Source organism: Salipiger pentaromativorans (genome assembly GCF_024721115.1).
Lineage (GTDB): Bacteria > Pseudomonadota > Alphaproteobacteria > Rhodobacterales > Rhodobacteraceae > Salipiger > Salipiger pentaromativorans.
Genome location: NZ_JAMDHK010000026.1, coordinates 19,856 through 43,703, shown reverse-complemented (window position 1 = coordinate 43,703; position 23,848 = coordinate 19,856). Strand labels below are relative to the sequence as shown.

Sequence of the window (23,848 nt, the reverse complement as noted above, 5' to 3'; positions counted from 1 at the left end):
GCTGGCCTCCCTCACCAGTATGAAGCCTGAATCACAATCGCCACCAAATGGGAATCCCAATTCGATTCAGAGAAAAACTGAGCCGCTCTAGCCGGTCAGCGGCGCGGCGGAACACAGCGCCAGCGGCTCTCCCAGAACGTTGATGGCGGGCGCTTTCTCGATCATCGCATGGTCTCTCCCGGGGCTAGCGTCGCTCAGAGCGGCGCGGCTGTCCAGTCCACCCAGCGGCCATGGAAATCCGCGCGGCCCAGAGCGATCTGGCGATCGCCCGGCCAAAGCCGCAGGCTCAGCCCCGCCCCGGGGCTGCGCCCGTCGGCCTCCATACCCAGCCAGGCCACCGGCGCCTCCTCGGTCGCCGCCGCCCCCGCCGCCTCGATGGCGCGGCGGACGCGGGCCTGCGTCTCCTCGGGGAAATACTGCCACGCCACGGTTGTATAGATCATCTGCGCAACACCCTGCGCGTTGCCCGCCATGCGCGTTTCGATCCAGGCGGCAGCATCGCCCCGGTCCACCTGCGCCGAAGCCACCGCCATCGCGCGCCGGGTGCGGGCGATCCGCTCGGCCTGATCCGCCCAGAGATAGGCCGTCAGCCGAAGCGCGTCGCTGGGATCGGCCGGGTCGAGCGGATTCAGGTCGACGCCGCGGCGGTCGATCACCGAAAGCGTCTCCTGCGGCGGCAGCGGGCCGGTCCAGCCCGGCGTCAGCGTCAGCACCGGATCGGCGGGACCGAAGTTCTGCCCGTCGAGGCAGAGCCCGTAGCGGTCGAACATCAGGTTGAGCCCGCCGCTCGCCCCCATCTCGGACAGGCGCAGCGGTAGGCCGAACCGTCGTGTCAGCCAAAGCGCCACCGGGATCAGCGCCGCGCTGCGGCGCAGCTCGTTGGTTTGCGGCGGCAGGCGCATCCAGTCGTCGAGAAACGCTTCGTGACGCGCCATCGCTTCCTGCACCCCGGCGATCAGCGCCGCGTCGGAACTCTCATGCGGCGGGTAAAGCGCCGCAAGCTCGGGGTCGCGCCCGCTCAGCACCAGCGCGTGCAGCCCTCCCGCCAGCCGCAGCGACACCGATTGCCCCGAAGACCCGATGTCGCCCGGCCAGTCGGCCAGTCTCCGGGCCAGCGGCAGGTCGGGCCAATCCGCAGCCAGCCCCGACAACAGCCGCGCCATGAAGGGCGAGTCCAGCCGGGCGCAGCTTTGCGCCTGCCCGAGAAGCGCGTCGGCGATCCGGCTCATCGGAACTTGTCCGCGAGCTTTTGCAGCGCCGAGCGCGAATCCACCGCCTCGTTCGGAGCCGTCTCTGCCGCCGCCGCATCGCCGGAGACCGGTTTCGGCTTCGCCGTGGTCGAGGAGCGCGGCGGATTCACCCGCAGGGCGACCGCGTTCTGGAACCCGCCGGCATCCCCTTGCGCCAGCGCCCCGGCACCGTCCGAGATGCCGCGCAGCAGATCGTCGAGCCAGTCGGCATCGGCGCGGGCGAAATCATGCAGCACATAGCCCGCCACAAGCTCTTTGCGGCCGGGATGCCCGATCCCCAGCCGCACCCGGCGATACGCGTCGCCGATATGCTGATGAATCGAGCGCAGCCCGTTGTGGCCCGCGTGACCGCCGCTCATCTTGACCCGGCATTTTCCGGGCGCCAGGTCCAGCTCGTCATGGAACACGGTCACGTCGCCCGGCTCCAGCTTGAAGAACCGCATCGCCTCGCCGATCGACTGGCCCGAGAGGTTCATGAAAGTGCCCGGCTTCAGCAGCAGAACCTTTTCGCTGCCCAGCCGCCCCTCGCTCACCTCGCCCTGGAAGCGCGCGCGCCACGGGCCGAACCCGTGATCCTCGGCGATCCGGTCGACGGCCATGAACCCGATATTGTGGCGGTTTTTTGCGTATTTGCCCCCGGGATTGCCCAGGCCCACGAAAATCTGCAAGGCTCGCCTCCGATCCGCTGTGTTTCGTCCTTAGATAGAGCGGAGCGGCAGGAAATCACAACCGGCAAGAGGAGAGGCGCATGTATCTGACCATGAACCGTTTCAAGGTGGTGCCCGAGCAGGCGGAGGCGTTCGAAGCGATGTGGGAGGCGCGCGACAGCCATCTCAAGCAAGTGCCGGGCTTTCGCAGCTTCGCCCTGATGAAAGGGCCCGCGCAGGCGGACCACATCCTTTATGCCTCGCACACGATCTGGGAGAACGAGGCGAGCTTTCAGGCCTGGACGAAAAGCGCCGCCTTCCGCGCGGCGCACAAAGGCGCCAAATCCTCGGAAGGCATGTATCTCGGCCCGCCCGAGCTGGAGATCTTCGAGGCCGTGCAGGTGCTGGCGTAGCACCCTGACGAAAGTATGCGGCAGGCCCGGATCCGGGCCTGCCGCCTGCATTTATGCCTTGTGGGTCTCCGCCGAAACCGCGCCTTCCAGCCCGGTCGAGCCATAGAGCCAGTCGACGATGTCGTACCAGTTCTCGGGCGATTTCGCCCGCATCACCGCGTTGCGCAGCTCTGCATGCGCCCCGGCGGGATGATAGACATGCTGGCCGATCTCGCGCGACTGAAGCTGCACCCGCGCGGTGCGCAGCTCGCGCAGATCCTGATACTGGCGGAACGCCGTGCCCAGATCGTCATAGGCTTCCATGCAATGGGCAAGCGCCACAGCGTCCTCCATCGCCATGCAGGCGCCCTGCGCGAAATATTGCAGCATCGGATGCGCCGCATCGCCCAAGAGCACCACGCGGCCGTCGACCCAGTTCGACACCGGATCGCGGTCGCAGAGCACCCAGCGTTTCCAGTTCTGACCCCGGTCGATGATCTGCTTGGCCACCGGCGCCACGTGTTCGAAGCCCAGCTTCACCTCTTCATGGGTGACGCTGACACCGGCCTCGGGCGAGGGCGCGTCGTTGTGATAGGTCACCACGAGGTTGAACTGCTTCCAGCCCTTCAGCGGGTAATGCACGATATGGCATTTCGGCCCGGCCCAGAGCGTCGCGGCGTTCCAGCGCAGATCCTCGGGCATCTCCTCGGTGGGGATCACCGAGCGGTAGGTGGTGTGGCCCGAAACGCGCGGCGCGCCGTCGCCCACCACCCGCTTGCGGATGTTCGACCAGAGCCCGTCGGCCCCCACCAGCATATGGCCGGTGACCTTTTCGCCGCTGGCAAGGATCGCCGTCACGCTGCTGCCGTCCTGCTCGTAATCCGCAACCTCGGAGGAGGTGCGCAGCTCGACCAGCGGATGTGCCTCGCAGGCGCGCAGGAAGACCGCGTGCAGATCTCCGCGATGGATCACCGCGTAAGGGTTCTTGAACCGCGCGCGAAATTTGTCGTCGAGCGGGATGCGGGTGATTTCGGTGCCGTCGATGGCATCCATCAGGCGCAGGTTGTCGACATAGACCGCCATGGCGCGCGCCTCGTCACCCACACCCAGATAGTCGAAGGCATGAAAGGCGTTGGGGCCGAGCTGGATGCCCGCGCCGATCTCGCCCAGCTCGGGCGCACGCTCCAGCACCAGCGAGCGGAAGCCCTTCTGCGCGAGGCCGATGGCGGTGGCGAGCCCGCCGATGCCGCCGCCGGCGATCAGGATGGGAAGGTCTTGGGTCATGGCAAATCTCCTCTGTTCGGCCGGGACGGGTCCGGGCCGGAGTTTCTTCGGTCAGGGGGTTTGGGGTGGCCCGCCCTAGAACGGGTGGACCAGCCAGGGGATCAGGATCACGGACAGGATGACGACGATGGTCGCCAGCACATAGGGCATCACCAGCCGCGACAGGGTAAGGATCGGCACGTTCGACAGCGCCGCAGCGATATAGAGCCCGGTGCCCACGGGCGGGGTCAGCAGGCCCAGCACCAGCGTCAGGCTCATCATCACGCCGAACTGGATCGGGTCGATGCCGTATTGCCCGACAGCCACCGGCAGCAGGATCGGCGTCAGGATGATCAGAGCCGCGATGCCGTCGAGGAACATGCCCACGGCGGTCAGCGCCACCATGATCAGCAGCATGAAGATAATGGGATCGTCCGACAGCGAGGTGATGAAGGCCGCCACCGCCTGCGGGATCTGGTTATAGGTCAGCACCCAGCCGAAAACCTTGGCTGCCATGATCAGGAACAGCACGATGGCCGAGTTGATCACGGTGCGGTCGATGATCGCGGGGATGGATCTCAGCGGCAGCTCGCGGAAGATCAGCCCGCCGAAGATCAGCGCCACCACGATGGCCGCAGCCGCACTTTCGGTGGGGGTGAAGATGCCCGCCGAGATGCCGCCCACGATGGTCAGCGGGATCAGCATGGTGGCCAGCCCCGGCAGCGTGGCCTTCCAGCGCGGGATGTCGGGAATTCCCGCCCCCGCCGCCAGCGGGTTGTGGTTGCGCCCCGCCTGCCACATGGCGATCGACACCATGAAGACGAAGAGCATCAGCCCCGGCATGATGCCCGCCGTGAACATCTCGGCAATCGAGACCTGCGCGATCACGCCATAGATGATGAAGACCATCGAGGGTGGAATGATCGGCCCCAGGAGGCCCGCCGAGGCCGTAAGCCCCGCCGCATAGCCGCGCTTGTAGCCGTCGCGCTCCATCTCGGGCACCACGACGCGGCTCATCACCGCCATCTGCGCGGTGGCCGAGCCCATGATCGCCGCCAGCGCCAGGTTCGAGATCAGGTTCACGATCACCAGGTTGTGCGGCACCCGCGTCAGCCAGACCCGCACGGCAAGGATGATCCGCCGCGTCAGCCCGCTTTCGTTCATGATCTCGCCCAGAAGGACAAAGAGCGGGATCGCCAGCAGGTCGAAATTCTCGACCGAGCCGAAGGCGATCTGCGGGATCGCCGACAGGATCGCCACATTGCCGGTGATGGCCACAAAGGCCAGGGTCGCGCCGATCAGCACAAAGGCAATCGGCATGCCGATGAGCATCAGCCCGAGAAAGACACCGCCGGTCACACCAGCCTCCCCGTCAGCTTGCCGATGGACTCCGCCAGATGGCCCAGCACATGGATGAGCGCGGTGGCACAGAAAATCGGGAAAATGTAAAAGAACGGCGCCTTGGGCCAGCCGGTGGTGATGATCTGCTCGAACTCGACGGCGGGCGAGCGCACCCAGCCGATGCCTGCGTTCAGCAAAATCGCCAGCATGCCCGCGATCAGCGCCCAGACCAGCGCGTCGATCCAGGGCTGCGCCACGCGGGGCAGCTTGTCGACCAGCAGCGTCACGCCGATCTGCGCCTTGTCGCGGATCGAGATCGACACCGCCACCAGCGTCAGCCAGACCAGCAGGATCGCCGCCAGCTCCTCGGCATAGACGATGGGTTTGCCGGCGAGATAGCGCATCGCCACATTGGTCACGATCAGCCCCACAAAGAGGATGACAAGGGCCCGGCTGGCCCAGCGTTCCAGCCGGACCAGCCCGCCCGAAAGAGCGGGAAGGTATCTCACTCGCCCTGCTCCGCTTTCACTTCGCTCTGGAATTCGGCGATGAGCGGATATTGCGCAAAGCTCGCCTGCACCGCTGCGTCGGCACCGGCAAAGGCGGTCTCGCCGTCTTCGAGATGCAGGATCTCCAGCTTGCCTTCCAGCGAGGCGAGGTTGCTTTCTTCCGCCGTCACCTGGCTCTCCGAGCCCCAGGCCAGCGCCTCGTCCACGACCGCCTGGAACGCCGCTTTCTGCTCGTCGCTGAGGCTCATCCAGGTCGGGTTCGACACCATCATTACCGAGGGGAAAGCCATGTGGTTGGTGATCGTCAGCCCCTTGGCCACCTCGTCGAACTTGAGGCCGACAAGCGCGTCGAGGTCGATGTCGATGCCGTCGAGCAGGCCGGTTTGCAGCGCCTGATAAACTTGCGTGAGATTCACCGGGGTCGGCACCGCGCCGACCTCGCCCCACCAGACTTTCATCGCCGGGAAGGGCACGATGCGGATCTTTTTATCCGCGAGGTCTTCGACCGACCCGGCGGGCGCGCCCTGCATCAGAATGTGGCGCATCCCGGCGAAGGTATAGCCCATGCCATGCAGGTTGGCGCGCTGAAGCTCTTCCAGCATCTTCTGCGCGGCGGGCAGCTCGGCGGCGGCCTGCGCCTCGGTCACGTCGGCAAAGAGATGCGGCGTGAACCAGCCCTGCATCGAGGGCGCGCGCAGGCTGGTGATCGCGGCGGTCATGAGGCCCGCGTCCAGAAGCCCGGCGGAGAGCTGCTGGAACATCTCCTGTTCCGAGCCGAGCTGGCCCGCCGGAAACACCGCGACGGTCAGCTCGCCATCGGTGGCTTCGGGCAGCTTCTCGGCGATGCGGTTGGCGACCTTGGTCCAGACGTGGCTGGGGGGCGTGATCAGCCCCATGCGCAGCTCGCGCGCCTGAGCGGCGCCTGCGGCCACGGTGGCCATCAGCGCGCCGACAAGCGCGGATTTGGTGAATTTGGCAAAGGTCATGGCGTTTCCTCCCTGTTCATGACGAAGTGACGGCGCGGCCTGAACTCAGGCCTCGCTGTCGGGTTGGGTCTTGGGATGCGCATCGGCGAAGGCCGGCAGCGCGTTACACGCCTCGGCGATGCGGTTGACGTTGCTCAGCCCCGAGATGTCGACCTTGAAGCGCGCGGCAGAGAACACCTGCGGCACAAGGCAGATGTCGGCCAGCGAGGGCGTCTCGCCAAAGCAGAAGGTGCTTTGCGGGCGGCCCGCCAGCAGCGCCTCGCAGGCGTTGAGCCCGTCGGCGATCCAGCGTCCGCACCAGGCATCCAGCGCGTCCTGATCCGCACCGAACTCGGCCTTGAGGTAATCGAGCACGCGCAGGTTCTGCAGCGGGTGCACATCGCAGGCGATGACCTGGGAAAAGGCCCGGACCAGCGCGCGCAGGTCCGGGTCTTCGGGGATCAGCTTGGCGCCCGGCTTGGTCTCGTCCAGCCATTCGATGATCGCAAGCGACTGGGTGAGGCGGAAATCGCCCTCCTCCAGCGCCGGAACCAGCGCCTGCGGGTTCAGCGCGCGGAATGCGGGCGTCTTCTGCTGCCCGCCGTCCTTGCGCAGATGCACCGAGGTGAAATCGTACTCGATCCCCTTCAGATTGAAGGCGATGCGGCAGCGATAGGCGCTCGAAGACCGGAAGTAGCCGTGGAAGTGGATCATTCCGCCGCCCCGATGGTCAGCTTGATCGGGTCGAGCCCGTCGATGCCGCCGGTGATCACGTCGCCCGCCACCACGGCGCCCACGCCCGCGGGCGTGCCGGTCATGATCAGGTCGCCCGGCTGAAGGTGGTAGAAGCCCGAAAGGTGCGACACGATCTCGTCGATTTTCCAGATCAGATCGTCAAGCTTGGCGTCCTGCTTGGTCTCGCCGTTCACTTCCAGATGGATGCTCTGCGGACCGATGGCGTCGAAATCGGCGGCCTTGGTGATGGCGGCGAAGACGGCGGACTGCTCCACATCCTTGCCCAGATCCCACGGGCGCTGCTTGGCGCGGGCGGCGAGTTGCAGGTCGCGGCGGGTCATGTCGAGACCGCAGGCAAAGCCATAGATCGCCTTGGCGGCCTCGGCGGTGTCGGCCTTGAAGACGGGCGCGCCGATGGCGATCACCAGTTCCATCTCATAGTGGAAGTTCTCGGTGCCCGGCGGATAGGGGATCGTGGTGTCGGTCGCCTGGGTCATCAGCGCCGATTTGGTGAAATAGAACGGCGCCTCGCGGTCGACCTCGACGCCCATCTCGGCGGCATGGGCGGCGTAGTTGCGGCCCACGCAGAAAATGCGGTGCACGGGGTATTCGGCGCTTTCTCCCTTGACCGGAACGGTGGGCCAGGCAGGAGAGGGGAAGAGATTGGTCATGCGTCGTTTCCTTTTGAATTCAGATATTTGTCCGGGTCACACCGGGCGCAGAACGGGCGGCAGGTCGCGTTCCCGCGCGCCATTGCCCAGTTCGAGCGCACTCTGCCAGAGCATCCCGGCACGTTCCATCGCCGTAGCGCGCAACGGGCGCGGCGTGCCATCGGCCCCGGCGCCCATCAGGTCCCAGCCCGCGCCGGGAAGATCGCGCCAGACCACATCCAGATGCACGGCGGAATGATCGAAAAGATGGCGCAGCGCACGCGGCGGCAGGGTCGCCCCCAGGTCGAGATCCTCAAGCGCGTCCCATTCGGGATCGCGCAGCGGCGGGATCTGCGCGCCGGCGGTGGCGGCCTCGGCCTGACGCGCGATCGCCCGCGCCTGGTAAGAGACCGCGCAGACCACATGCGCCCGCGTCATGCCCGCCACCCGCGACGGCGCGTAAAGCGCCGCGTCGTCCAGCTCGTTGAGCTTGCGGGCGAAATAGGCGGTGCCGCTGCGGGCCAGCGCGAGATCCTGCGCCGGCGCCTCGGGCGCGTCGTAACGCGCGCCAAGGCCCTGACGCTGGCGCAGGGCGTCCCGCGCCTCGTCGAGCGTGCTCATGCTTACCCCGCGTCTTCGATCTGCGTGCGATCGAAATGCAGCCGCTCCATGATCGGCGCATCCGAGAAGCGGAACAGGTCGAAGGAGGTCTCCGCCTGAAGCGACCACGGCACCCAGGACGGGATGACGAAGATGTCGCCCTTCTCGACCTTGTGCTCGGTGCCGCCCATGACGATGGCGCCCTTGCCCTCGAAGACCTGGAAGACCGTCGAGCCGACCTCGCGCCGCAGCGCCGTTTCGGTGCCCGCGCGCAGGCGGTGGAATTCGGCCCGGATGGTCGGCATCACGTCGCCGCCGGTGGTCGGGTTCACATAGCGGATCGCCGCGTGGCCCTGCTCGACCGTGGCGGGATGCCCCTCCTCTTCCAGCAGAAGCTGCTGGGTGAGCGCCGCGTCGGTGTAGTCCCAGCGATAGGCGCCGATGGGCGAGGACACGGTGTTCTGAAGCTGCGACAGCGGGCGCAGGCCCGGATGGCACCAGAGCCGCTCGCCGCGCGAATAGTTCGGCGTGGCGTAATCGGTGACCCGGTCGGAGCCGAACTCGAAAAAGCCCACATCCATCTGGTAGGAGAACGGGATGTCGAGCCCGTCGATCCAGGCCATCGGCGCATCCAGCTCGTTGTGGTGGCCGTGGAAGTTCCAGCCCGGCGTCAGCAGGAAATCGCCGCGCGACATGCGCACCGGATCGCCGTTGACCACGGTCCAGACGCCCTCGCCCTCGACGACGAAGCGGAAGGCGTTCTGCGAATGGCGGTGTTCGGGGGCGGTTTCCTTGGGTCCGAGATACTGGATCGCACACCACAGCGTCGGCGAGATATAGGCCTCGCCGCCGAGCCCGGGGTTGGCGAGCCCGATGGCGCGGCGCTCGCCGCCACGGCCCACCGGCACCAGATCGCCCGAAGCCTGCGCCAGCGGATAGAGATCGGACCATTTCCAGACATGGGCCACCGCCTTGGGGCGCGGATGGCGCGGCATCAGATCGCCGGTCTGGGTCCAGAGCGGGTTCAGATGCTGGGCTTTGAAATCGGCGTAGAGCTTGCGCAGCTCCGGGCTGTCGACAGGCTGCATGGCGTCGGCGTCCATCGGTTCCTCCCCTCGAGTGACTCGCGTTCATTAATAGGTAGTATGCGTATCATATTGCCACTGTCAATAATGATAAGTATGCTTCTCATATTAACTCCCTCACACCCGCGTGACCCGGCGCTGTCGCTTGTCTGGTTTTGCGGGTTCGGCTAGGCACGACGATATGGCCCATGTTTACGATTTGCCCGGACACCTGATCCGCCGCCTGCATCAGATTTCCGTTTCCGCCTTTGCCGGTGAGGCAAACGCGGCGGGACTCGACCTGACCCCGGTGCAGTTCGCTGCGCTGAGCATGCTGAACGATCATCCCGACATCGACCAGGCAACGCTGGCCGGGCTGATCGCCTATGACCGGGTGACGCTGGGCGGCGTGGTGAACCGGCTGGCGGCGCGCGGGCTTATCGAGCGCAAGGTCAGCGCCACCGACCGCCGCGCCCGGCAATTGCGCCTGACCGACGCGGGCGCGGCGCTGCTGAAAAACGCGCTCCCGGTCATCGACCGGATTCAGGAAACGATCCTGAAGGATCTGAACGCCCAGGAGCGCGACAGCCTGCTTGGGCTGCTGCGCAAGATGACCGCGGAAAGCAACGCGATGAGCCGCGCCCCGCTGCGCCCCGCGCCGGAACGTCCCTCGGAGCATCCGCCGCAGGAGTGACGGGAAACCGTCCGGCTCAGCCCGTCAGGAGTCCGGATGCCGGGGCGCGAGGGCTGTCAGGGGCGCCCCCGCCACCATCCGGGGCGCCGATGTCTGCCGCCGCGCTTCGGCGATCCAGGCAACCGCCAGCATCGCCAAGATCCCAAGTGGAATGAGCCCCCAGGCCGCAGCGTCGGGCGCCGGCAGCGCAGCCAGCGCGACCTGCATCAGAAGCGACAGTAAGGTGCCCACCGAAAAGACCAGCAGACCATGCCGCCCGAGCAGCCGCAGCGGCGCGGCGGCGACATGGCCGGCGGCCCGCCGGACGGTCGCGCTACAGGACAGCACATAGACCAGCGCCAGCGCGTGCAGCAGGCGCGGCAGCGCCAGAAAGGTCTTGTCGTGAGAGATCAGATGGAACGGCGCGCCCAGCGCCCCGAGCCGGGCCATCTGGTGGTTGAGCAAAGCCGCCAGATCGGGGCTCAGCCGCCAGGCCAGCACCAGCAGCAGCCACATCCCGGCGATCCAGAGCAGGACCGGCCGCTTCGGCACAAACCGCGCGCCCTGCCGCATGCGAACGCCTGTGAGCAGCCCGAGAACGAAGACGAGCTGCCAGGAAAACGGGTTGAAGAACCAGCCGCCGGGGTTCGGGTAGTTGGGAAAGTTGAGCCGCCAGAGCCCCGCTGCGAACCAGAGCGCCACCGCCCCCCCGGCAAGCCACCAGGGATTCGTCCGGCCAACGCGGATCGCGAAGGGCGTACAGAGCAGAAGCACGCTGTAGACGGGCAGGATGTTCACATAGCCGAGCTGATGCAGTAGCAGCGGCAGCCCGACCAGCGCCTCGCCGGTCTTCTGGAACACCGCGCCCAGATTGTTCTTTTCCAGCAGTGCCGGCAGGCCGAAGACATCCGCGCCGGCGGCAAAGATCGCTATGGCCCAGAGGCTCAGGCACAGATGGACCAGATAGAGCAGCCAGGCGCGCCGCCAGACCGGCTTGGCCCCGGCCCAGAACGGGCCCGAGGCCAAGGCGCCGGAATAGGCCAGCCCCGCAGCGATGCCCGACATGATGAAGAAGGCTTCGGCGGCGTCGGAAAACCCCCAGTTCCGCAGGGTGACCTGCTCGTAGGGATTGCCCGGCACATGATCGACAAAGATCGTGACAAGCGCGAGCCCGCGAAACGCGTCGATCCGCGGATCGCGCGGACGCCGCGTGCCCGCTGAGGGCGCCAGGGTCTGCGGATCAGGCCGTTGCATCTGCGCCCAACTCTGCGGGGGCCGGCTGGCGGTCCGCCAGCGCGGCGGCTTTCCGGCGCATCAGCGCGTGATACCGCGCGACCACCGGGGCGGGCGCGATCTCGTCCGGCACGCGGAACAGCGCATGCGTCAGCGGGCGCGATGTCCAGGCGATCAGCGCCGGCGCGACGATCATCGGCAGACAGACCGGCAGCATCCAGACAACCAGATCCGACGAAAGCTGATAGACCAGCCCGAGCCCGACCGCGCCGGTCGCCGCGATCCAGCCGCTCGCCCGCAGCGCCTCGCCAAGCCGCAGCAGCCCCTCGCCCCGCGCATGCGCCGGCCAGCCGCCGTCGCGGCCCGACAGGACCTGAAGCACCGCCCGAAGCTGGAACATCATCATCACCGGCGCCAGCAGCGAGCTGAGCAGGATCTCGGTCGCCAGAGAGGCGAGCGCCGCGCCGGTCCCGCCAAAGCTCTGGACCCGCCCGCTGCGCGCCGCTTCGGCGAGGATCGCCAGCTTCGGCAGGATCAGCAGGCCGATGATGCCCAGCGCCAGCGCGGTGATCTCCTTGGTGCGGTCGCTGGGAAAGACCGGGAACAGCATATGCGGTTCGGGGAAGTAATCCGGCGGCGGCGCCAGCACCGTCGCGGCGACCGAGACCAGCAGGAACGCCGCCCAGAGCAGCGACACGACATAGGCGAGAATGCCTTGCAGAAAGACGAACCGGCTCCACCCGGCCAGACCCGGCGCCCAGAGCAGGCGCACATGTTGCAGGTTGCCCTGACACCAGCGCCGGTCACGCTTGGCGAAGGACAGCAGGTTCTCCGGACCCTCCTCGAACGACCCGCCGATCGTGCCATCGACCTGCACCTTCCAGCCGGCCCGCGCCAGCAGCGCCGCCTCGACATAATCATGGCTGAGGATATGGCCCCCGAAGGGCGGCGGACCCGAGAGTTCAGGCAGCGCGCAGCTTTCGGCGAAGGCGCGGACCCGGACGATGGCGTTGTGGCCCCAGAACGGACCCGTGCCGCCCTGCATGCGCGCCAGACCGCGCGTGAAGACCGGACCGTGAAACGCCGCAGCGAACTGCACTGCCCGGCCGAACAGCGAATGCGCGGAGACGATGCGCGGCAGCGTCTGCAACAGGCCCAGCCCCGGATCCTGCTGCATCCGGGCGATCAGCGTGCGGATCGTCGCGCCTTCCATCAGGCTGTCGGCGTCGAGGATCACCGCGAAGTCATAGGCGCCGCCCGACTCGCGGATGAACGACTCGATGTTGCCGGCCTTGCGTCCGCGATTGTCGCGGCGGCGGCGGTAAAAGATCCGCCCCGCCCCGCCGGTTTCGGCCAGCAGAACGGCAAAGGCGGCCTCTTCGCGCGCCGCCGCAGCGGCATCCTGCGTGTCGGACAGCACCGCCACATCGAGCCGCAACCCTGCCTCGTCCGCCGAGGCGTCCATCGCCTGAATGCGGGCGAAGGTGCTGATCGGATCCTCGTTGCAGATCGGCACGAGCACGACCGTCCTCGGCTGCGGCGCTTGCAACTCCGGCACCGCCGGCTGCGGCGCCCGGGGCAGCCCGACAAAGGCCAGCATCGCGCCCCAGGCCAGCCAGCCGGTGGTCACGAAGATCAGCGCCGTGCGCAGCGCGTCCCAAAGGCCGAAGCCATCGGACAACCCGGCCTCGGCCACAAGCGCTGCGGCGATGGCGGCCATCAGCAGCGCACCCGAGATCGCGCCGAGGCGCACGAGTCGCGTGCCCAGGTCGAGCGCTGGGATCGTTCGCGTCATGAACGGCTCAGACACCGCTGCGCGTCCAGGGGCGCCGCAGCACCGCCAGCCAGTCCAGCGACCGGACCTCGCGCTCCAGCACCTGACGGGGCATGTCGAGCGGCGCCGAGGGCGGCTCCCAGCCTGCGCCGGAACGCAGCACGGCATTGGTGTCAGACGGGTTCAGCTCGGTAAGATCGTTCATTCCTTGACCCATTGATACAGCCACGTCTCGCTCAGCGTCCGGCCGAAACCGGACAGGGATGCTTTCAGTTCCACGGTGGTCTCGGGCTCTCCCTCGACGTCGATCACCAGCCGCCAGATGTCGGTACCGCTGACCAGGGACAGGGCCGATTGCACGACCGATCCGTTCTGCACGGCGATCTCGGCTTCAACGTCGGCATCTGCCGGAAGGTTCCGCAGCAGGCCACCCTGAAAGTCGATCACGAACTTGCGGTGGTCGGTTTCCTTGCGCACGCCGGACACTCCGCCCTCGCCGCTGCGGGTGCGCAGCACCTGCGCCAGCGCCTCGGCCCGGTCTCCGGGCGGCGACATGCCCCAATGCAGCCGGTAGGCGAACTCCAGCGCATCGCCGGCCCGCGCCGGCGCTTCCGGCACCCAATAGGCGACAATATTGTCGTTGGCTTCGAGATCCGAGGGGATCTCGAGCAGCCGCACCGTGCCCCGGCCCCAGTCGCCCAGAGGCTCGACCATGAGCGACGGGCGGCGTTCGTAATGCGCCTGCGCGTCCAGATACTGGTCGAACGCGCGCTCCCGCTGCACCAGCCCGAAAGACCGCGGGCTCTGCGCGCCCAGATAAGAGGCGGCCAGACGGGGCGGGTTGTTCAGCGGGCGGAAGAAGGTGGTCTCGCCCATATTGAGAACAAGCGCCGAGCTGTCATGCACCGCAGCGCGGTAATCGTAGAACGGCCCCGGGTCAGCCCCGTCGAAGAGGAACATCGAGGTCAGCGGCGAAATGCCGAGCTGCGCGATGTCCCGGCGCAGATAGAGCCGCGCGGTCACATCCATGGCGGTGGTCGGCCCGGGCGTGATCACGAAGCGGTAGGCGCCGGTGACCGAACGGCTTTGCAGCGCCGCATATAGCGTGATGCTGGCCGCGCCGGGCGCGGGGCGCTCGATCCAGAACTCGGTGAAGCGGGGGAATTCCTCGCCCTCGGCCATGCCGGTATTGACGGCAAGGCCGCGCGCGCTCAGACCATAGGTGTTGCCCTTGCCCAGCGCACGGAAATAGCTGGCGCCCAGAAAGGCCACAAGCTCGTCATAGATGTCGGCCCGGTTGAGCTGGTTGTGCAGCCGGAATCCCGCCACCCCCGGAAGATCGAGGTTCTCCGGCACCTCCTGCGTGACCGAGTCGTATTCGAAATCCCGGGTCGAGAAGATCATCGGCACGGCCTGGCCATCGACAATCTCGCTGACGGTCACCGGCTGCTTGAAGAGCCAGCCCAGATGAAAGGCTTGCAGGCGGAACCGCCCGTCCGTTTCCTCGGACCAGCGGGCCCGGTCGCCGCGAAAACGGATGCGCTGATAATCGTCATATCCAAGCCCGGCGAGAAAGCCGTCTATCTCGGTCGCGGCGGCGGGCGCCGAGCGGCTCTCACGCTGCATGCGCTCGGAGAGCGCTTCGAAGGAAAACGGCGTTCCCGGGGCCGCCTCCGCCGCATCCTGAGCGAGTGCGGCGCCGGGCAAGAGACCGGTCGACAGCGCCGCGCCGAGGCGCGTGAGAGCGGCACGGCGAGACAAAGCGCGGTGCCCGGAACGGGTTGGTTTTTGTAGGTAATCTGGGATCGGAGGGTACATCTTCGCGTCCATGTGTTCGCCCTCTATAAGTAGGAGCTTCAGGGAGAAAGCCATCCGTCCCGAGCAGGATGCGCGCTCTTTTGCCGATTCCTCGGCAGGTTTTTGACCGGCGCCTCCGTTCGAACGGATTTCCCCTGCCCCGGCGCCGCCCCGAACGGAGGCACGGGCCGTAAAAACGCAGGTCTCAGAGGCAGTTGTGCCTTCTTTGCAGGCAATCCCGGCAACCGCGAATCGGCGTTCTCCCGCGCATCGCGAATCGCGGCACCGGCGGCGAGCCCCGATTCCCCGTCGCATTGGCAGGGAATCGCCCGCCAGATGCCGCGCATAAACCTCTCTACTGGACCATTCGCGGCTGACGGGCCTGCCCAAACCGTCAGCAACAGAGGTTCAATCCGCCCGCGGCCAAAGATCAATCCGCAGGCACCGACACCGTGAATGCGGAAGCGAACCGCGATTTTCCCGCCTGCCCCCTTGACGCGCGGGGGGAAGTCGCTGCTCAAGTTGGTTAATCGTTTAATCGAAGCGAAAGCGACTCGGGTCATGAATCCCAAGCTGGAAGACATCGCGCGCGCCATGGGGGTCTCGACGGCCACCGTGTCGAATGCGCTGTCCGGCAAGGGCCGCGTCTCGGAGGCGCTGAAGGACCGCATCCGGCAAGAGGCCACCCGGCTGGGCTATGTCCCGTCGGTCCAGGCGCGGGCGCTGCGGACCGGGCGCAGCGGCGTGATCGGGCTGGTGCTGCCCGACATCGCAAACCCGCTCTTTCCCGCGCTGGCGCAATCCGTCGAGGCGGCGGCGCAGGCGCGCGGGCTCGGCGTGCTCATCGCCGACAGCCGGGGCACCCGCGAGGCACAGGCACAGGCATTGCAGCGGCTGGTGCGGCAGGGCGCGGACGGGCTGGTCGTCGTTCCCCGGCGCGGCACGCAGATGCCGCCGCTCGGCGTTCCCGTCGCGATGATCGACGCCGCCTCGACCCCCGGCAATACGATCTGCGCCGACCACCGTCAGGGCGGCGCGCTGATCGTCGAACACCTGCGCCTGCGCGGTCATCGCAAGATCCTGATCGTCGGCCAGAGCAGCGCCTCGCGCGTGCAGACCGACCGTGTCGCTGGCATGACCGAGGCGCTTTCCGGCGACATGACGGGCCGTGTACTCTGGCTGGAAGACGCGCCCCTGCCCGCTCCTTACGATCTCCTCGCCGATGGCTTCACCGCGCTGGCCGCCACGTCGGACCTGATCGCCTTGCCGCTGCTGACCCGGCTTCAGGCGGCGGGGCTGCGCGTCCCGCGCGACATTGCCGTCACCGGCTTCGACAACCACGCCTTTTCCGCGCTGGTCGCGCCGGGGCTGACCACCGTCGCCCAGGACCTGCCCGCCATCGCCGAAGGCGCGCTGGAAAGCGTGCTGGCCCAGCTCGACGCCCATCCCGCGCCACCGCCGCGCACCGTGCCGGTCGAGCTGCTGGTGCGGGGAACAACCACAAGCACAAACCAAACCGACAAGGAGACCTGCCCATGACCCGACTTCCCGCCAAGACCCGCCTTCTGGCGGCAGCGAGCCTGAGCGCGCTCGCCCTCGCCCCGGCGGCCCATGCCGCCGACAAGACGCTGACCATCTCGGTCTACAGCTTCGCCCAGGACGAGTTCAAAGAGATCGTCTACGACCCGTTCGAGGAGATCTGCGGCTGCGACATCGTGGTCGAGACCGGCAATTCGGTCGAGCGGATGGCCAAGATCGAGGCCAACAAGGACGATCCGGTCATCGACATGGCGGTGCTCTCCACCCATGACGCCATGGGCGCCGCGCGCAAAGGTCTGCTCCAGCCCGTCGATGTGTCGAAACTGTCGAACTACGACAAGCTCTACGACATCGCCAAGGATCCGCTCGGCGACCATCTGGGCATCGGCTACACCTTCTACGCCACCTCCATCGTCTATCGCTCGGACAAGGTGACGGTGGAAAGCTGGGCCGATCTGATGTCGCCCGAACTGGCCGGCAACGTGGCCTTTCCCGATGTCACCACCAACCAGGGCCCGCCCGCGCTGTATATGCTGGGGCAGGCGGCGGGTGTCGAAGGCTATGACCTTTCGAAACCCATCGAAGAGGTCGCAGCCCATGTCGATGACATCGTGACCTTCTATGTCCGCTCCTCGCAGCTTGCCCAGCTCATGGCGCAGGAAGAGATCTGGGCCGCTCCGGTGGGCCGCTTCTCCTGGGGCGCCTTCAAGGACAACGGTTTTCCGATGGCCTGGGCCACGCCCAAGGAAGGCCAGACCGGCGGCATGAACGTCATGGTGATGACCGCGAACAACGGCAACGAGGATCTGGCGCTGCAATTCATGGATTTCTGGCTTTCGACCGAGATCCAGACAAAGCTGGCCGAAGCGCTGGTCGACAGCCCCGCGAATGCCGAGGTCACCGTCTCGGACGAGATCGCCGAGAACCTGACCTATGGCGCCGAGACCGTCGCCTCGCTCAAGCTGCTGCCGCCGGAAGTGATCCTCGACAACCGCGAAAGCTGGCTCGAGGACTGGAACGCCAAGGTGCTGAAGTAATCCCATGTTCGAGGACAGACGCATAGGTCTTGCCCTGGCCTTGCCCGCGGCGATTTTCGCCGCGGCGCTCTTCCTGCTGCCGGTGGGCATCCTGCTGTCGGAAGGGTTCCGAGCCGATGGCGGCTGGTCGCTCTCGGCCTATACCGATTTCTTCGCCAGCGGGCGCAACCGCGTGGTGTTCCTGCGCACGCTGAAGTTGGCCGCGCTGGTGGCCGGGGTGTCGGCGGTGATCGGCTATGCCACCGCCTTTGCCATCGTCAGCCTGCCGCCCTCGTCCCGGGGCCGGGTCTTTGCGCTGGTCACCCTGCCGCTGATGATCTCGCCCGTGGCACGCACCTATGCCTGGCTGGTGATCCTCGGGCGGACCGGTTTCGTGAATCAGATGCTGGTGGGGACGGGCCTGCTCGACACGCCGCTGCGGCTGCTCTTCACCGAGACCGCCGTGTTCATCGGCCTGCTGCAACTCTTCCTGCCGCTGATGATCATCAGCCTCGTCTCGGCGATGGAGAACATGCCGCGCGACGCGGTGCCCGCCGCGCGGGTGCTGGGCGCCAACTGGCTCCAGGTCTTTGCCAAGGTCATCCTGCCGCTCACCCGCGAAGGGCTGGTGGTCGGCGGCACGCTGGTCTTCACCGGCTCGATGACCGCCTATATCACCCCCGCGATCCTCGGCGGTTCCAAGGTTCTGATGCTGGAGACGCTGCTGTATCAGCGCGTCACCGTGGCCAGCGACTTTGCCTCGGCCAGCGTCATCGCGATGATCCTCATGGTCATGGCCTTCTCGGCGAACCTGCTGCTGAAACGCCTCGCCAGCGCCCGGAGGGCCAAATGAACCGCCTGCCCACCTGGCTCATCCTGACGCTGACGCTCACCTTCCTGATCGGGCCCTTCCTGATCATCATCGCCGCCGCGCTCTCGGCCGGCAATTCGCTGGCCTTCCCGCCGCAGGGCCTGTCGCTCAAATGGTTCATCAAGGTCTTCACCATCGAGAGCTTCCGCGCCTCTTTCGCGGTGTCGATGGGGCTTGCCGTCTTCGGCACGCTGGCGGCGCTGGCCCTGGGCATTCCGGCCAGCTACGCCATGACCCGCTACCGCGTGCCGGGCGCCGAAGCGGTAAAGCTCATCGTGTCCTCGCCGATCATCGTGCCGGGCATCATCGTCGGCCTCGCGCTGCTGCGCTATCTGGTGTTGCCCACCGGGCTGGGCATGCTGACGGCGCTGTTCCTCGCCCATACGGCGCTGGTGCTGCCCTATGCGGTGCGCGTGGTCTCGGCCTCGATGGAAAACCTGCGCACCGACATGGAAGAGGCGGCGCTGATCCTCGGCTGCACGCGGATGCAGGCGGTGACCAAGGTGGTGCTGCCGAACATCCGCGGCGGCATTCTCGCCGCCTTCATCCTCGGCTTCGTGACCAGCTTCAACCAGGTCCCGGTGTCGCTGTTCCTGTCCGGGCCGGGGGTGCGCACCCTGCCCATCGACATGATCGCCTATATGGAAATCAACTACGATCCGTCCGTGGCGGCGCTTTCGGCGCTGCTCGCCTTTCTCTCCATCGGCATCATCCTTGCCGCGGAACGGTTTCTGGGGTTCTCGAAATATGTCTGACTACGTCTCGCTCGAGGGTCTGACCCTCGCCTATGGGAAAACCGTTGCCGTCGAGGGGCTCGACCTGTCGATTGCCAAGGGAGAACTGATCGCGCTGCTCGGCCCCTCGGGCTGCGGCAAATCCACCACGATGCGCGCCATTGCCGGGCTGATGACGCCGAAGGCCGGGCGCATCGTGATCGACGGCCGCGACGTCACCCGCCTGCCGCCCTCGAAACGCGAGATCGGGCTGGTGTTCCAGAGCTACGCGCTGTTCCCGCATCTGACGGTCTACGAGAACGTGGCCTTCGGGCTGCGGCTGAAATCCGCGCCCGATCTCGACGCCAAGGTGCGCGACGGGCTGGCCACCGTCGGGCTGTCGGATTTCGCCGACCGCGCGCCGCGCGATCTCTCGGGCGGGCAGCAGCAGCGGGTGGCGCTGGCCCGCAGCCTGGTGATGGAGCCCAAGGTGCTGCTGCTCGACGAGCCACTCTCCAATCTCGACGCGCGGCTACGGCTGGAAATGCGGATGGAGCTGCAACGGGTGCAGAAGGAAACCGGGATCACCATGGTCTTCGTCACCCACGATCAGGCCGAGGCGCTGGCGCTGGCCGACCGCATCGTGCTGATGCGCAACGGCGCCATCGAGCAGATGGGCACGCCGGAAGAGATCTATTCCGCGCCGGTCTCGGGCTTTGCCGCCGATTTCGTCGGCTTCGAGACGATCCTGCCCGATGGCGCCGGCGGTGGTCTGGCCTGGCGCCCCGGCGCGGTGGTGCTGGGCAGCGGCCCCAACGAGGGCACGGTGCGCGGCACCGCCTTTGCCGGCGAGCGGCGTGAATATATCCTCGAAAGCCCGCTCGGCACGATCAAGGCCGACACCCCCGCCGGCGCCGCGCCGCTGGAGATCGGCCAGAGCGTCGCCTTCGACCTGCCGCGCGAGCGCGCCGCGCATCTGGCGCGGCTCGACTGATGGGGATCTGGATCGACACCGATATGGGGGTCGATGACCTCTTTGCGGTGCTGATGCTCGACCGCACGCTGCCCATCGACGGCATGTCGCTGGTCTTCGGCTGCGCCGAGCTGGCCACGGTGCGGGCCAATGCGCTCGATGCCGCAGTGGCCTATGGCTGGACTTTCCCGGTGACCGAAGGCGCCGACCGCGCGCTTTGCGGCACGGTCGAGACCGCCGCGCGGATCCTCGGCCCCAGCGGCCAGCCAAGCCGCGGGCTGCGCCTGCCCCGTGCCGTGGACCGTTCGCTGACCCGCGCCCTGACCGGGCTTGCCGCCTGGCTGGAACGGCGCGAGGCGGCACAGATCCTGGCGCTGGGGCCGCTGACCAATCTCGCCAATCTGGCGCTGGCCCGACCCGACCTGCTGCCCCGCATCGGCCGCATCGTCTGGATGGGCGGCTCGGTCGGGCGCGGCAACCACACGCCCTATGCCGAGTTCAACGCCATCGCCGATCCGGAAGCGCTGGCGCTGCTGCTCGCCCGCGAGGTGCCGATGGTGATGGTCGATCTCGAAGCCTGCCGCAAGGTGCAGGTAACCGAGCCCGACCTCGCGCCGCTGCCGCCGATCCTGCACGACCTGATGGGCGGCTATCTCGATATCGGACTCAGCCGGGGCCGCCCCGGCATGGCGCTCTACGATCCGGTTGCCGCAGCACTGCTGCGCGCGCCAGAGCTCTTCACCCTGAGCCCTGTCGAGCTGACGACCGAGCTCGCCGACCCCGAGCGCCGGGGCCAGACCCGCGTCGCCCCCGCCACAGGCACGCCCTGGCAGATCGTCTCCGATCTCGACGCGGAAGCGGTGCGCGACCTCTGCCTCTCCGCCCTGAGGGATCCGTCATGAGCCTTTCCGAACCGCAGGATCTCAACGCTGCCGCGCTGCGCGACCGCGCCATCGCCGCCGCACGCGGAGACACGCCCTTCGATCTGCTGATCCTCGGCGGAAAGGTCGCCGATACCGCGCTGGGAGAGATCCGAGCGGCGGATATCGGCATCACCGGCGCGCTCATCGCCTCGGTCCACGCGCCCGGCACGCGGGCGGATGCGGCACAGACGCTTGACGCACGCGGCATGATCGTCGCGCCGGGGCTGATCGACGCGCATATGCATGTGGAAAGCTCCATGGTCACGCCCGAGACCTATGCCGCCCATGTGCTGCCGCGCGGGGTGACGACGCTGGTCTGGGATCCGCATGAATTCGCCAATGTCGCCGGCGTCGAGGGGTTGGACTATGCGGCGAGCGCCGCCGCCAATGCCAGCGCCCGCATCCTGCCGCTGGTGCCCTCCTGCGTGCCCTCGGCGCCCGGCTACGAGACGGCGGGGGCGGATTTCGACGGCACCACCATCGGCGCGCTGATCGACCGGCCCGACATGCATGGGCTGGCCGAGGTCATGGATATGGGCGCGGTGATCGCGCGCGCACCCCGGATGCGCGGGATCCTCCAGGCGGCGCTGGCCTCGGGCAAACCGCTCTGCGGCCATGCGCGCGGGCTGACCGGGGCCGAGCTTCAGGCCTTTGTCGCGGCGGGGATCTCGTCGGATCACGAGCTGACCTCTGCCGACGACCTGATGGAAAAGCTGCGCGCCGGGCTGTGGATCGAACTGCGCGGCTCGCACGATCACCTGCTGCCGGAGATCGCGACGCGACTGGCGGGCCTGCCGCACTGCCCGCCGACGCTGACGCTCTGCACCGACGACACCTTCCCCGACGATCTGGCGCGGGACGGCGGGCTCGACGATATGCTGCGGCGGATGATCCGCTATGGCTGGCAGCCGATTCGAGCGCTTCAGGCCGCGACCCTGAACGCGGCGCTGCGGCTGGGCCGGCATGACCTGGGGCGCGTGGCGCCGGGCAAGCGTGCCGATCTGGTGCTGACCCGCTCGCTGGAGGATTTCCGCGCCGAACATGTGCTGTTCAACGGCACCGCCCCTGCCCCCACCGCGCCCCTGCCGCTGCCCGAACGGCTGCGCGGCAGCATGCGGCTGTCGCCCGTCACGCCGGAGGATTTCGAGATCGCGGCGGAGGGCGCCGAGACGCGGCTCGCCACCATCGACCGACCGCGCTTTACCCAATGGGGAGAGATCGCAGCACCGGTACACGCAGGCAAGGTCGTGCTGCCGCAGGGCGCCACGCGGATCGCCGTGCTGCATCGTCACGGGAATGCCGATCCCACGCCCAAGGTCGGGCTGCTGACCGGCTGGGGCGACTGGCGCGGCGCCTTTGCCACCACCGTCAGCCATGACAGCCACAACCTCACGGTCTTCGGCGCCGATCCGCGCGACATGGCCGCCGCCGCAAATGCGCTCATCGCCTGCGGAGGCGGCATGGCCGTGGCGCAGAACGGCGCGGTCACGGCGCTGCTGCCGCTGCCGGTGGCGGGGCTGGTCTCCGACGCGCCGCTGGACGAGGTGGCCGAGGGGCTGATCGCGCTGCGAAAGGCCATGGACAAGGTGGTCGACTGGCAGCCGCCCTATCTGGTCTTCAAGGCGCTGGTGGGCGCGACACTGGCCTGCAACAAGGGCCCGCACCAGACCGATCTCGGCATTGCCGACCCGCAGGCGGGCAAGCTGCTGGCCTCGCCGGTGCTGGGCTGAGCGCTCAGCCGCGCCGCCTCGCGCACCAGTTCCACCCAGAACGCCACGCCGGTGGGCAGCGCCGCGTCGTTGAAATCGTAGCCGGTATTATGGTGCAGCGCGCCGTCGCGCGCCGGCCCGTTGCCGAGCCAGACATAGGCCCCCGGCGCCGCCTGACCGAAAAACGCAAAATCGTCGCCCGCCGTGGAGGGCGGAAACACCGTGCGCACATTGCCCGACACCCGCTGCGCGGCGGCCAGCGCCACCTCGGTCGCCCCCGGGTCGTTCACCACCGGCGGGATGCGGCGGATGAACGTATACTCCGCCTCCAGCCCATGCGCCTCGGCGATGCCGCGCGCCAGCCGTCCGATGCCCGCTTCGAGCTGGCCGCGCACCTCTTCGGTATAGGCCCGCGCGGTGCCGCCGATCTCGACGACATCGGGGATCACGTTCAGCGCGCGCGGATCGCCCGCCTGCACCGAGCAGGCGCTCACCACCGCCGGCTGCAACGGATCGACGATGCGCCCGGTCACCGTTTGCAGGCTGGCAAGGAACTGCCCCGCCGCCGGCAGCGGATCGCGGCCCAGATGCGGCTTGGCACCATGGGTGCCCTCGCCCACCAGCCGCAACGTCCAGCTGTCGGAACTGGCAAGCTGCGGCCCGGCCACCACCGCCATCTCATCGACCGCAAGCCCCGGCATATTGTGCAGCCCGAAAACCATGTCGCAGGGATAACGCGCGAAAAGCCCCGCCTCGACCATGGCCTTCGCCCCGCCGCGCCCCTCTTCGGCGGGCTGGAAGATCAGATGCACCGTCACGCCCTCGGGCGGCGCCTTGGCCAGCACCTCCGCCGCGCCGAGCAGCATCGAGGTATGGCCGTCATGGCCGCAGGCATGCATCTTGCCCGGCACGGTTGACGCCCAGTCGCGCCCCGAGGTCTCGGGCATCGCCAGCGCATCCATATCGGCGCGCAGCCCCACCGCCTTGCCGCCGCCGCGCAGCGTGCCGACGACGCCGGTGCCGGCAATGCCGGTCTCGGTCTCGTAGCCCAGCGCGCGCAGGCGCTCGGCCACCAGCGCGGCGGTGCGGTGCTCCTCGAAGCCAAGTTCGGGATGGGCGTGCAGATCGCGGCGCAGCGCGGTCAGGGCGGCAAGATCGAAATCGGGTGGCATCATCATGGGCACCATGCTAGCCTCAGCCTAGCCTCTTGA

General features: G+C 67.7%; 23 protein-coding genes and 1 pseudogene. 9 read left to right on the top strand and 15 right to left on the bottom strand.

Annotation, left to right across the window (positions count from 1 at the left end):
• Positions 1-194 precede the first annotated feature (194 nt).
• Together M4578_RS24585 and pth are read right to left on the bottom strand one after the other, a co-directional pair.
• On the bottom strand, positions 195-1,229 hold the full coding sequence (locus M4578_RS24585; protein WP_258095782.1) for a DUF2332 domain-containing protein: 1,035 nt from the start codon (positions 1,227-1,229) through the stop codon (positions 195-197).
• The gene (pth, locus tag M4578_RS24580) at positions 1,226-1,918 is read right to left on the bottom strand and encodes an aminoacyl-tRNA hydrolase (RefSeq protein ID WP_258095781.1); all 693 of its coding nucleotides are present in this window, start codon (positions 1,916-1,918) and stop codon (positions 1,226-1,228) included. The genes M4578_RS24585 and pth overlap by 4 nt, the downstream gene beginning before the upstream one ends.
• A gap of 80 nt (positions 1,919-1,998) precedes the next feature.
• Between pth and hmuQ the strand changes: the two genes are divergently transcribed.
• Positions 1,999-2,310 (top strand): heme-degrading protein HmuQ, encoded by a 312-nt coding sequence (gene hmuQ / locus M4578_RS24575; protein ID WP_258095780.1) that lies wholly within the window; start codon positions 1,999-2,001, stop codon positions 2,308-2,310.
• Positions 2,311-2,361: 51 nt separating this feature from the next.
• Here the strand turns inward: hmuQ and M4578_RS24570 are convergent, their stop codons facing one another.
• From M4578_RS24570 to M4578_RS24535, 8 genes are all read right to left on the bottom strand, one after another.
• Positions 2,362-3,573, bottom strand: a complete 1,212-nt coding sequence (locus M4578_RS24570) for a 3-hydroxybenzoate 6-monooxygenase (protein WP_258095779.1) — start codon at positions 3,571-3,573, stop codon at positions 2,362-2,364.
• 75 nt (positions 3,574-3,648) lie between these two features.
• Positions 3,649-4,911, bottom strand: coding sequence for a TRAP transporter large permease (locus M4578_RS24565; RefSeq protein WP_258095778.1), 1,263 nt, complete (start codon positions 4,909-4,911; stop codon positions 3,649-3,651).
• A complete protein-coding gene (locus M4578_RS24560; protein WP_258095777.1) occupies positions 4,908-5,402 on the bottom strand; it encodes a TRAP transporter small permease in 495 nt (164 codons plus the stop codon). Before M4578_RS24560 ends, M4578_RS24565 begins: the two co-directional genes overlap by 4 nt.
• Positions 5,399-6,388: a TRAP transporter substrate-binding protein gene (locus M4578_RS24555; RefSeq protein ID WP_258095776.1), complete on the bottom strand. Its 990-nt coding sequence runs from the start codon at positions 6,386-6,388 to the stop codon at positions 5,399-5,401. The genes M4578_RS24560 and M4578_RS24555 overlap by 4 nt, the downstream gene beginning before the upstream one ends.
• 45 nt (positions 6,389-6,433) lie before the next feature.
• On the bottom strand, positions 6,434-7,081 hold the full coding sequence (gene maiA, locus M4578_RS24550; RefSeq protein ID WP_258095775.1) for a maleylacetoacetate isomerase: 648 nt from the start codon (positions 7,079-7,081) through the stop codon (positions 6,434-6,436).
• Positions 7,078-7,773 (bottom strand): fumarylacetoacetate hydrolase family protein, encoded by a 696-nt coding sequence (locus M4578_RS24545; protein WP_258095774.1) that lies wholly within the window; start codon positions 7,771-7,773, stop codon positions 7,078-7,080. Before M4578_RS24545 ends, maiA begins: the two co-directional genes overlap by 4 nt.
• A 36-nt stretch (positions 7,774-7,809) precedes the next feature.
• A complete protein-coding gene (locus tag M4578_RS24540; protein ID WP_258095773.1) occupies positions 7,810-8,373 on the bottom strand; it encodes a maleylpyruvate isomerase N-terminal domain-containing protein in 564 nt (187 codons plus the stop codon).
• A 2-nt stretch (positions 8,374-8,375) separates the two neighbouring features.
• The gene (locus M4578_RS24535) at positions 8,376-9,455 is read right to left on the bottom strand and encodes a cupin domain-containing protein (protein ID WP_258095772.1); all 1,080 of its coding nucleotides are present in this window, start codon (positions 9,453-9,455) and stop codon (positions 8,376-8,378) included.
• Between the two features lie 163 nt (positions 9,456-9,618).
• Between M4578_RS24535 and M4578_RS24530 the strand changes: the two genes are divergently transcribed.
• Positions 9,619-10,110 carry a MarR family winged helix-turn-helix transcriptional regulator gene (locus M4578_RS24530; protein WP_258095771.1) on the top strand — a complete coding sequence of 164 codons (492 nt, stop codon included), beginning with the start codon at positions 9,619-9,621 and terminating at the stop codon, positions 10,108-10,110.
• A 24-nt stretch (positions 10,111-10,134) separates the two neighbouring features.
• On the opposite strand, the gene M4578_RS24525 is transcribed toward M4578_RS24530, so the two are convergent.
• The 4 genes from M4578_RS24525 to M4578_RS24510 are packed head-to-tail and all read right to left on the bottom strand — an operon-like array spanning position 10,135 to position 14,914.
• Positions 10,135-11,343 carry an OpgC family protein gene (locus M4578_RS24525; RefSeq protein WP_258095770.1) on the bottom strand — a complete coding sequence of 403 codons (1,209 nt, stop codon included), beginning with the start codon at positions 11,341-11,343 and terminating at the stop codon, positions 10,135-10,137.
• Complete coding sequence (gene mdoH, locus M4578_RS24520) at positions 11,330-13,117, bottom strand: glucans biosynthesis glucosyltransferase MdoH (RefSeq protein WP_258095769.1); 1,788 nt, start codon at positions 13,115-13,117, stop codon at positions 11,330-11,332. The genes M4578_RS24525 and mdoH overlap by 14 nt, the downstream gene beginning before the upstream one ends.
• A 7-nt stretch (positions 13,118-13,124) precedes the next feature.
• Positions 13,125-13,301, bottom strand: coding sequence for a hypothetical protein (locus M4578_RS24515; RefSeq protein WP_258095768.1), 177 nt, complete (start codon positions 13,299-13,301; stop codon positions 13,125-13,127).
• On the bottom strand, positions 13,298-14,914 hold the full coding sequence (locus tag M4578_RS24510) for an OpgD/OpgG family glucan biosynthesis protein (RefSeq protein WP_258095783.1): 1,617 nt from the start codon (positions 14,912-14,914) through the stop codon (positions 13,298-13,300). Before M4578_RS24510 ends, M4578_RS24515 begins: the two co-directional genes overlap by 4 nt.
• A gap of 540 nt (positions 14,915-15,454) precedes the next feature.
• Here M4578_RS24510 and M4578_RS24505 point away from each other — a divergent pair.
• From M4578_RS24505 to M4578_RS24475, 7 genes and pseudogenes are all read left to right on the top strand, one after another.
• Positions 15,455-16,432, top strand: a complete 978-nt coding sequence (locus M4578_RS24505) for a LacI family DNA-binding transcriptional regulator (RefSeq protein ID WP_258095767.1) — start codon at positions 15,455-15,457, stop codon at positions 16,430-16,432.
• Complete coding sequence (locus M4578_RS24500; protein WP_258095766.1) at positions 16,429-17,469, top strand: ABC transporter substrate-binding protein; 1,041 nt, start codon at positions 16,429-16,431, stop codon at positions 17,467-17,469. The genes M4578_RS24505 and M4578_RS24500 overlap by 4 nt, the downstream gene beginning before the upstream one ends.
• A 4-nt stretch (positions 17,470-17,473) precedes the next feature.
• Positions 17,474-18,301: an ABC transporter permease gene (locus M4578_RS24495; RefSeq protein WP_258095765.1), complete on the top strand. Its 828-nt coding sequence runs from the start codon at positions 17,474-17,476 to the stop codon at positions 18,299-18,301.
• Positions 18,298-19,074, top strand: coding sequence for an ABC transporter permease (locus tag M4578_RS24490; protein ID WP_258095764.1), 777 nt, complete (start codon positions 18,298-18,300; stop codon positions 19,072-19,074). The genes M4578_RS24495 and M4578_RS24490 overlap by 4 nt, the downstream gene beginning before the upstream one ends.
• Positions 19,067-20,026, top strand: coding sequence for an ABC transporter ATP-binding protein (locus tag M4578_RS24485; RefSeq protein ID WP_258095763.1), 960 nt, complete (start codon positions 19,067-19,069; stop codon positions 20,024-20,026). Before M4578_RS24490 ends, M4578_RS24485 begins: the two co-directional genes overlap by 8 nt.
• Positions 20,026-20,907 carry a nucleoside hydrolase gene (locus M4578_RS24480; protein WP_258095762.1) on the top strand — a complete coding sequence of 294 codons (882 nt, stop codon included), beginning with the start codon at positions 20,026-20,028 and terminating at the stop codon, positions 20,905-20,907. Before M4578_RS24485 ends, M4578_RS24480 begins: the two co-directional genes overlap by 1 nt.
• Positions 20,904-22,559, top strand: a pseudogene (locus M4578_RS24475) (adenine deaminase); the annotation flags it as partial. The gene M4578_RS24480 and the pseudogene M4578_RS24475, both read left to right, overlap by 4 nt.
• On the opposite strand, the gene M4578_RS24470 reads toward M4578_RS24475, so the two are convergent.
• Positions 22,535-23,815 carry a M20 aminoacylase family protein gene (locus M4578_RS24470; RefSeq protein ID WP_258095761.1) on the bottom strand — a complete coding sequence of 427 codons (1,281 nt, stop codon included), beginning with the start codon at positions 23,813-23,815 and terminating at the stop codon, positions 22,535-22,537. The pseudogene M4578_RS24475 and the gene M4578_RS24470 overlap by 25 nt on opposite strands.
• Positions 23,816-23,848 lie beyond the last annotated feature (33 nt).

Bases quoted from the DNA above. Each gene is read 5' to 3' on its own strand.
- M4578_RS24535 (WP_258095772.1), bottom strand. From the start codon at position 9,455: ATGGACGCCGACGCCATGCAGCCTGTCGACAGCCCGGAGCTGCGCAAG.
- M4578_RS24585 (WP_258095782.1), bottom strand. From the start codon at position 1,229: ATGAGCCGGATCGCCGACGCGCTTCTCGGGCAGGCGCAAAGCTGCGCC.
- M4578_RS24515 (WP_258095768.1), bottom strand. From the start codon at position 13,301: ATGAACGATCTTACCGAGCTGAACCCGTCTGACACCAATGCCGTGCTG.
- M4578_RS24570 (WP_258095779.1), bottom strand. From the start codon at position 3,573: ATGACCCAAGACCTTCCCATCCTGATCGCCGGCGGCGGCATCGGCGGG.
- M4578_RS24495 (WP_258095765.1), top strand. From the start codon at position 17,474: ATGTTCGAGGACAGACGCATAGGTCTTGCCCTGGCCTTGCCCGCGGCG.
- M4578_RS24530 (WP_258095771.1), top strand. From the start codon at position 9,619: ATGGCCCATGTTTACGATTTGCCCGGACACCTGATCCGCCGCCTGCAT.
- M4578_RS24525 (WP_258095770.1), bottom strand. From the start codon at position 11,343: ATGCAACGGCCTGATCCGCAGACCCTGGCGCCCTCAGCGGGCACGCGG.
- M4578_RS24470 (WP_258095761.1), bottom strand. From the start codon at position 23,815: ATGATGATGCCACCCGATTTCGATCTTGCCGCCCTGACCGCGCTGCGC.
- M4578_RS24480 (WP_258095762.1), top strand. From the start codon at position 20,026: ATGGGGATCTGGATCGACACCGATATGGGGGTCGATGACCTCTTTGCG.
- M4578_RS24505 (WP_258095767.1), top strand. From the start codon at position 15,455: ATGAATCCCAAGCTGGAAGACATCGCGCGCGCCATGGGGGTCTCGACG.
- M4578_RS24485 (WP_258095763.1), top strand. From the start codon at position 19,067: ATGTCTGACTACGTCTCGCTCGAGGGTCTGACCCTCGCCTATGGGAAA.
- M4578_RS24555 (WP_258095776.1), bottom strand. From the start codon at position 6,388: ATGACCTTTGCCAAATTCACCAAATCCGCGCTTGTCGGCGCGCTGATG.
- M4578_RS24490 (WP_258095764.1), top strand. From the start codon at position 18,298: ATGAACCGCCTGCCCACCTGGCTCATCCTGACGCTGACGCTCACCTTC.
- M4578_RS24545 (WP_258095774.1), bottom strand. From the start codon at position 7,773: ATGACCAATCTCTTCCCCTCTCCTGCCTGGCCCACCGTTCCGGTCAAG.
- M4578_RS24510 (WP_258095783.1), bottom strand. From the start codon at position 14,914: ATGTACCCTCCGATCCCAGATTACCTACAAAAACCAACCCGTTCCGGG.
- maiA (WP_258095775.1), bottom strand. From the start codon at position 7,081: ATGATCCACTTCCACGGCTACTTCCGGTCTTCGAGCGCCTATCGCTGC.
- mdoH (WP_258095769.1), bottom strand. From the start codon at position 13,117: ATGACGCGAACGATCCCAGCGCTCGACCTGGGCACGCGACTCGTGCGC.
- M4578_RS24500 (WP_258095766.1), top strand. From the start codon at position 16,429: ATGACCCGACTTCCCGCCAAGACCCGCCTTCTGGCGGCAGCGAGCCTG.
- hmuQ (WP_258095780.1), top strand. From the start codon at position 1,999: ATGTATCTGACCATGAACCGTTTCAAGGTGGTGCCCGAGCAGGCGGAG.
- M4578_RS24540 (WP_258095773.1), bottom strand. From the start codon at position 8,373: ATGAGCACGCTCGACGAGGCGCGGGACGCCCTGCGCCAGCGTCAGGGC.